This is a genomic window from Streptomyces sp. SP17BM10 (genome assembly GCF_036322405.1).
Classification (GTDB): Bacteria; Actinomycetota; Actinomycetes; order Streptomycetales; family Streptomycetaceae; genus Kitasatospora.
In genome coordinates, this window is the sequence record NZ_JAQYXB010000124.1 from 1 (window position 1) to 312 (window position 312).

At 32.7% G+C, this 312-nt stretch carries 1 protein-coding gene; it reads right to left on the reverse strand.

The genetic code is table 11. The annotated features are described in order from the left end of the window. Positions 1–117 precede the first annotated feature (117 nt). Positions 118–312, reverse strand: a 195-nt coding sequence (locus tag PUR71_RS40850; protein ID WP_329924274.1) for a hypothetical protein, incomplete at its 5' end; no start/stop codon positions are given.

Here is a 312-nt window from a genome sequence, read left to right on the forward strand (position 1 = left end):
CGTTATAAACACAAAAAAAAAAACACGCAAACAAACACACAAAAAATACGACCGCAACAAAAACAAAAACTAAAAAAAAAACCGAAAACAACCCCCCCCCAACACCCACAAACACAACTAACCCAAAAACAACAACAAAAATACACCACAAAAAAAAACCAAAAAAAAAAAAAAAACAAAAAAAAAAAAAAAAACCCACACCAAACAAAAAAAAAAAAAAAAAACAAAAACAACCAAAAAAAACAAAAAAACAAAACAACACCCCCCCCCCCACCCCAACAAAACACAAACCACCAACCACCCCAACCCCAA